Annotated in this window: 4 protein-coding genes and 1 pseudogene; 2 read left to right on the forward strand and 3 right to left on the reverse strand. The window is 63.6% G+C overall.

The genetic code is table 11. The features are described 5' to 3' along the window. Positions 1–414 (reverse strand): annotated as a pseudogene (locus QZY06_RS19270) (hypothetical protein); the annotation flags it as partial. A gap of 180 nt (positions 415–594) precedes the next feature. Further along, complete coding sequence (locus QZY06_RS19275; protein WP_295687173.1) at positions 595–2,151, reverse strand: long-chain-fatty-acid--CoA ligase; 1,557 nt, start codon at positions 2,149–2,151, stop codon at positions 595–597. 170 nt (positions 2,152–2,321) lie between these two features. Here QZY06_RS19275 and QZY06_RS19280 point away from each other — a divergent pair, with 170 nt between their 5' ends. After that, entirely contained in the window at positions 2,322–3,545 is a 1,224-nt protein-coding gene (locus QZY06_RS19280; protein WP_295687175.1) for an acyl-CoA dehydrogenase family protein, read from the forward strand. A 128-nt stretch (positions 3,546–3,673) separates the two neighbouring features. Here the strand turns inward: QZY06_RS19280 and QZY06_RS19285 are convergent, their stop codons facing one another. Further along, positions 3,674–5,053 (reverse strand): short-chain fatty acyl-CoA regulator family protein, encoded by a 1,380-nt coding sequence (locus QZY06_RS19285; protein ID WP_295687177.1) that lies wholly within the window; start codon positions 5,051–5,053, stop codon positions 3,674–3,676. A 167-nt stretch (positions 5,054–5,220) separates the two neighbouring features. Between QZY06_RS19285 and QZY06_RS19290 the strand changes: the two genes are divergently transcribed. Next, positions 5,221–6,454: CoA-acylating methylmalonate-semialdehyde dehydrogenase (locus QZY06_RS19290; RefSeq protein WP_295687180.1), on the forward strand; the 1,234-nt coding region annotated here is incomplete at its 3' end.

Below are 6,454 nucleotides of genomic sequence, written 5' to 3' on the forward strand. Positions count from 1 at the left end.
CTGGTCGATCGGGCTGGTGTACACGTTCAGCTTCCCGAAGTGGTAAACCAGATGCGGTAGGTTAAAAGCGATACTGCTGAGGCCCACAGCCAGCGGCCACACCGACGTCGGTCGAAAAAATCCCATCGCAGCGAGGATGCCGGAGCCCAGATAGAACGCACCGACGTCGCGGACCAAGTGCTCGTTGTAGGGGCCATCAACCGATACCCACACGCGACCGCAGCCCGGGAAGGCCTGATAGAAATTGATCGGAAAGGCCAAAGCCCAGACGCCTACAACGAATCCGACGATTGCCAGGTATCCCAGAGCGCTTCTCGTCAACATTTTCTTTCTACCTTTGGTTTTTATTGAAGGGTGTCGTGATGAAGTTTTTTTGTGTCCAGCAAGCCGACTTTGGAGCGCTTCATCGTGCATTTCTGCTGTCAGCGCTTGGAATGGCAGCCTCACGGCCGAATTGAACCGACCCGCGAGCAGGGTTCGACTTGAGTGGGTTGGCAGGCCCCCATCACAAAGCCACCTGGTCAAGGTCGGCAAACACTTTTGCTCTAAAACAGCCGGACAACGCGCCGACTGCCGAAAGATCCGAACTCAGGCTTAGCCGACTCCGCGGCTCTGCCCCTCCCAAAACGGCTTCCTCAACTCCGTCTTCAGCACCTTCCCCGCCCCCGAAACCGGAAGCGCCTCACGCACTTCCAAGCTACGCGGACACTTGTAGCCAGCAATCAGCGTCTTGCAGTGCGCATACAACGCTTCCTGCGTCAGCGACGCACCCGGCTTCAGCACGACAGTGGCGTGCACCTTCTCGCCCATCTCGGTGCAGGGAATGCCGATCGCCGCGACCGCGGCGACGGCCGGATGCTTCGAGACCGCGTTCTCCACTTCGACGGAATAGATGTTCTCGCCGCCGGAGATGATCATGTCCTTCAGGCGATCAACGATGAACACGTAACCGGCTTCGTCCATGGTGCCCATGTCGCCGGTATGCATCCAGCCGTTCTTCAGCGCTTCGGCGGTGGCTTCCGGCTTGTTGAGATAGCCGATCATCACGTTCGGGCCGCGGGCGATGATTTCGCCGACCTCGCCTCTTGGCAGTTCGTTGTCCTGTTCATCAACGATGCGCACCTGCACGTGATAGCTGGCGCGGCCGCCGGAGCGCAGGCGGTTGCCGGTGCGGGTTTCGATGGCGTGTTCGGATGACGGCAGCGCGGTCATCACGGCGCTCATTTCGGTCATGCCGTAGACCTGCATCAGGCTGGCACCGGGGAGTGCGGCCTGGGTGCGATCGAGCAGTGCTTCGGAGGCCGGCGACGCGCCGTACATGATCCGCTTGACGCTGCCGAGGTCGCGGCCCTTGGTGCCGGGGAAATCGACAACCGCCTGCAGCATTGCCGGCACGAGCAGCAGATCGCTGATCTTCTCGGCCTCAAGTACATCAAGCACTAGATCCGGGCGAAATACCGGCAGCATCACGTGGCGGCCGCCGCGGAGCAGCAGGCAGGTGATCAGCATCATGTCGGCGAGATGGAACATCGGTGCCGCGTGCAGGCCGATCGCGCCCTCCGGCAGCGCGCCTTCGGCTAGCAGGTTCAGCGCCGAGCTGCAGACATTGAGATGCGACAGCATCACGCCCTTGGGTTTGCCGGTGGTGCCGCCGGTGTAGAACACGCCGAACAGGTCGCTGCCGCCGGCATCGACATCAGCCACCGGCTCGCTGCCGGCGAGCAGCGCTTCGAATCCGATGCAGCCTGCCGGGGTTGCGCCTTCACCGGCGAAGATCACCTGGTGCAGGCCGGGCGTCCCGGCGCGGATCGCGTCGATCATCGGCGCGAACTGGTCGTCGACGATCAGCGCGATGCTGTCGGAATCGTTCATCGAATAGATCACTTCCGGCGCGCTCCAGCGGAAGTTCGCCGGGTTGACCACGGCGCCGAGCCAGGCCAGCGCCAGATAGCTTTCGAGGTAGCGATCGGAATTCAGCGACAGGATGCAGACCCGCGTGCCGCGTTCGATGCCGAGGCTGCGTAGGCCGCCGGCCAGTTTGGCGACGCGGTCGCGCAGCTCGCGGAAGCTGTGGCGGCGGTCCTTGCAGACAGTGGCGATGGCATCCGGCTGCTGCTGCACGGCCCGGTGCAGGCCCTGTGTGAATTGCATGTGCGCTCCTCGTTATTGTCGTGGTCCGGGCGCGCAATCGACACGCGGACGGAAGGGTGCCGCATGGTCGCCGATGCAGGCCCGGATTCAAACCCGACGTAAGTTAGGCGCGGCTGGCCCGGAAGCCTTTAGGCTGCAGCCTCCAATTTGAGCCTGCCCCGAGACGCCCCATGAGCCAGCCGCCGCGCAAAGCCGAGTCCCTGTACAGCGACATCTTCCTGCCCGAGGAAACCAAGGCGATCCGCAAGGAAGTGCGCGCGTTCTGCGACGAAGTGCTGGCGCCGGTTGCCCATCGCCTGAACACCACCCCGGAAGCCAAGGAAAACTTTGCCCGCGCCGAATTCGAGGCGATGGCGAAAGCTGGCATCTACGAGATTCCCTATGCGGCGGACGTCGGCGGCCGCGGCCTTGAATACCCGACCCTGGCGACCTTGACCGTGCTCGAAGAGCTGGCCTACTACTCGCCGTCGCTGGCCTCGGCGTTGTACGACGGCCAGGCGATCCTGGTCGGCAAAACGCTGGAACGCGCCCCGGCGCAGATCCGCAATCACTATCTGCCGAAGCTGATCAAGGGCGAGTTCGTCGGCTGCTTCGCGACCAGCGAGCCGAATGCCAGCACCGATCTGTCGGTGAAGTCGATGGAAACCACTGCGACAAAGGTCGACGGCGGCTATCTGGTCAACGGCATCAAGCGCTGGATCACCAACTCGCCGGTCGGCGATCTGATCCTGGTGCTGTGCAAGACCGGCGAGACCTTGACCATGCTGCTGGCCGACATGCACCAGCCGGGCGTCACGGTCTCCGCGCCGGATCTGAAGATGGGCAATCACGTGCAGCTGACTGCCGACGTCACGTTCACAGACGTGTTCGTCGCCGATGACCACGTGGTCGGCCCGAAGGAAGGCAGCGGCCTGCGCACGGCAATCAGCGCGCTGGTGCTCGGCCGCATGGGCATCGGCGCGGTGGGTGTCGCGATGGCGCAGTCGGCCTTCGATTTCGCGACTCACTACATGACCCAACGCAAGGTGTTCGGCCAGGAACTGGCCCGCATGCAGCACTGGCAGTACAAGTTCGCCGAGTACGCCACCCAGCTGGAAATGGCCCGCAGCCTCTACCAGAAGGCCGCGATTCGTTTCGACAAGGAAGGCGGCGCCGACATCGAAGCGGCGATGGCCAAGGTGGTCGGCTCGCGCCTCGCCTGCGACATGGCGCGCGACGCGATCCAGGTCTGCGGCGCCTATGGCTTCGTCAAGACCCTGTCCGGCCCGGGCAAGAATTTCCCGCTGGAATCGATCTACCGCGACGCCAAGATCGGCGAGATCTACGAAGGTGCCAACGAGATCCAGAGCTGGGTCATTGCGCGGCACATCTTCGGACGCGAGTACACGGGCTGAGAAAGCTCAAGCTGGCCTCACGCAAAGACGCAAAGACGCAGGGAACGGCAAAAGCTTTTCTAGATAAAAGCTTTTGCTTTGCTTTTCTCCGCGTCTTTGCGTTTTTGCGTGAGATTGCTTTTGGCTTTTCAGTGATCGAGCAACGAAGGCGCCGCCCGCTGCGGGCAGCGCTGACGTTCGCAGACCTTGCAGCCGGTGCCGATCGGCGTGGCGGCGGCCGGATCGGACAGATCCAGGCCGCGTGAGTAGATCAGCCGATGCGCGTGGCGCAGATCGCAGCCCAGGCCAATCGCGAAGGTTTTCTGCGGCCGGCCGTAGCCGACCGGGCCGCTGACCACCTGACGGGCGATCCACAGATAGTTGCGGCCGTCCGGCATCACCGCAGTCTGGGTCAGCACTCTTTCCGGCTGGCTGAACGCTTCGTAGACGATCCACAGCGGGCAGGTGCCGCCGATCCGCGAGAAGTGGAAATCTGCTGCCGAGTGACGCTTCGAGACATTGCCGGCACGATCGACTCGGACGAAGAAGAACGGCAGCCCCGGCATGCCCGGCCGCTGCAGGGTAGACAGGCGATGGCAGACCGCTTCGAAGCCGACGCCGAAACGGTTCGACAGCCGCTCGATGTCGTAAGCCAGTTCCTCGGCCGATTGCAGGAAGGCCGCGTACGGCATCACCAGCGCACCGGCGAAGTAGTTGGCCAGACCAATCCGCGCCAGGCGCCGTGATTCGTCGCTGGTGAACTTGGCGTTGGTGATCAGCGAATCGAGCAGATCGCCGATCTCCAGTTGCGCGAGTTGTACCGCCATCTGAAACGCCTGCTGGCCAGGGCGCAGGTGATCCGGCAGACGCAGCGTCCGAGTCTCGGCGTCGTAGCGACGCTTCGGCAACTCGCTGTCGTCGGTACTGGCGATCTGCAGCCGCACGCCATGTCGCGTGTTCAGGCGCTGCGCGAGCCGGGTGGCGACATCACCGATGGTCAGGGCGCTGTCGGCGAAGATCGCTTCGGCTGCTTCATCGAGCTCGGCGACGTGGTTGAGACGCTGGTTGAAATAGTCGCGCACCTCGTCGTGGGTGCCGGGCAGCGCGAACGAGGCCAGCTTGTGACCGTCGCCGAGGCGGGCAACGAAGCTGTCGGCGCGCTCGGTCAGGCTGCGGTTGCGGCGATGCAGTTCAACCACCGCCCGCGCCACCGCCGGCATGTTCGAGGCGAGCGAGCGCAGCTCGGCCATCGAGATCGTTTCGGTGCCGGCGCCACCACCGACTTCGGCGAGCACGTCGCGCACGTCGGCAATCAGGCCGGCTTCCTTGTCGTCCGAGAACAGCTGCACATCGACGCCGAACTGGGCGTTGATGCGCAGCAGGATCGGCACCGTCAGCGGCCGCTGATTGTGCTCGATCTGGTTCAGATAGCTCGGCGAAATATCCAGCGCCTTGGCCAACGCCACCTGGCTGATGCCGCGCTCCTCGCGCAGACGCTGCAGCCGCACGCCCATGTAAGCCTTGGCCATCTCAGGATTCTTCGCAATCTTTGCAAACGGGGCAGGCTTTATTCACATCAATTCGCCTTTTCAGTGCTGTCAATCGGCTTCCGGATGCGAATAATGCAAAACATCGCCGCGCTTGAACAGGGCGCCCCGCAGACCGGGGAATGAGCGATCCATCCCGAGGACCATCGATGACCGTTGCTGACCGCTCCACCCTGCTGGCCGTCCCCACCGTGAAGCTGCTGATCGGCGGCGAATTCGTCGAATCGCGTTCCACGCAGTGGCGCGATGTCATCAATCCGGCGACGCAGGCCGTGCTGGCCCGGGTGCCGTTCGCCACGCCACAGGAACTCGACGCCGCCGTCAAATCGGGCAAGAAAGCCTTCAAGACCTGGCGCAAGACGCCGATCGGCGTCCGTGCCCGCATCTTCCTCAAGTATCAGCAGCTGATCCGCGAGAACATGAAGGAGCTCGCCGCGCTGCTGACCTCCGAACAGGGCAAGACCCTGCCGGATGCCGAGGGCGACATCTTTCGCGGCCTCGAAGTGGTGGAGCACGCGGCCAACATCGGCATGCTGCAGATGGGCGAGCTGGCCAACAACGTCGCCACCGGCGTCGACACTTTCACCCTGAACCAGCCGCTCGGCGTCTGCGCCGGCATCACGCCGTTCAACTTCCCGGCGATGATCCCGCTGTGGATGTTTCCGATGGCGATCGCCACCGGCAACACCTTCATCCTGAAGCCGTCCGAGCAGGACCCGCTGGTGACCATGCGTCTGGTCGAACTGGCGCTGGAAGCCGGCATTCCGAAGGGCGTGCTGAACGTCGTCCACGGCGGTGAAGCGGTGGTCAACGGCATCTGCGATCACCCGGACATCAAGGCGGTTTCCTTCGTCGGCTCGACCAAGGTCGGCACCCACGTCTATCGCCGCGCCACCCTGGCCGGCAAGCGCGCGCAATGCATGATGGGCGCGAAGAACCACGCCGTGGTGCTGCCGGACGCGAACAAGGAACAGACGCTGAACAACCTCGTCGGCGCCGCCTTCGGTGCCGCCGGCCAGCGCTGCATGGCGGCATCGACGGTGGTCTTCGTCGGTGACTCCAAAGAGTGGATCGCCGATCTCGTCGCCCGTTCGAAGACGCTGAAACTGAATGCGGGTGCCGAAGCCGGCACCGATGTCGGCCCGGTGATTTCCTGCGCCGCCGTCGAGCGCATCAGCAGCCTGATCGAACGCGGCATTGCCGAAGGCGCCAAGCTCGAACTCGACGGCCGCAAGCCGCTGGTGCCGGGCTACGAGCAGGGCAACTTCGTCGGCCCGACGATCTTCTCCGGCGTGAAGCCGGGCATGTCGATCTATGACGAGGAAATCTTCGGGCCAGTGCTGGTGATCCTCGAAGCCGCTTCGCTCGATGAAGCCATCGAAC

Source organism: uncultured Nevskia sp., from assembly GCF_903885465.1.
Lineage (GTDB): Bacteria > Pseudomonadota > Gammaproteobacteria > Nevskiales > Nevskiaceae > Nevskia.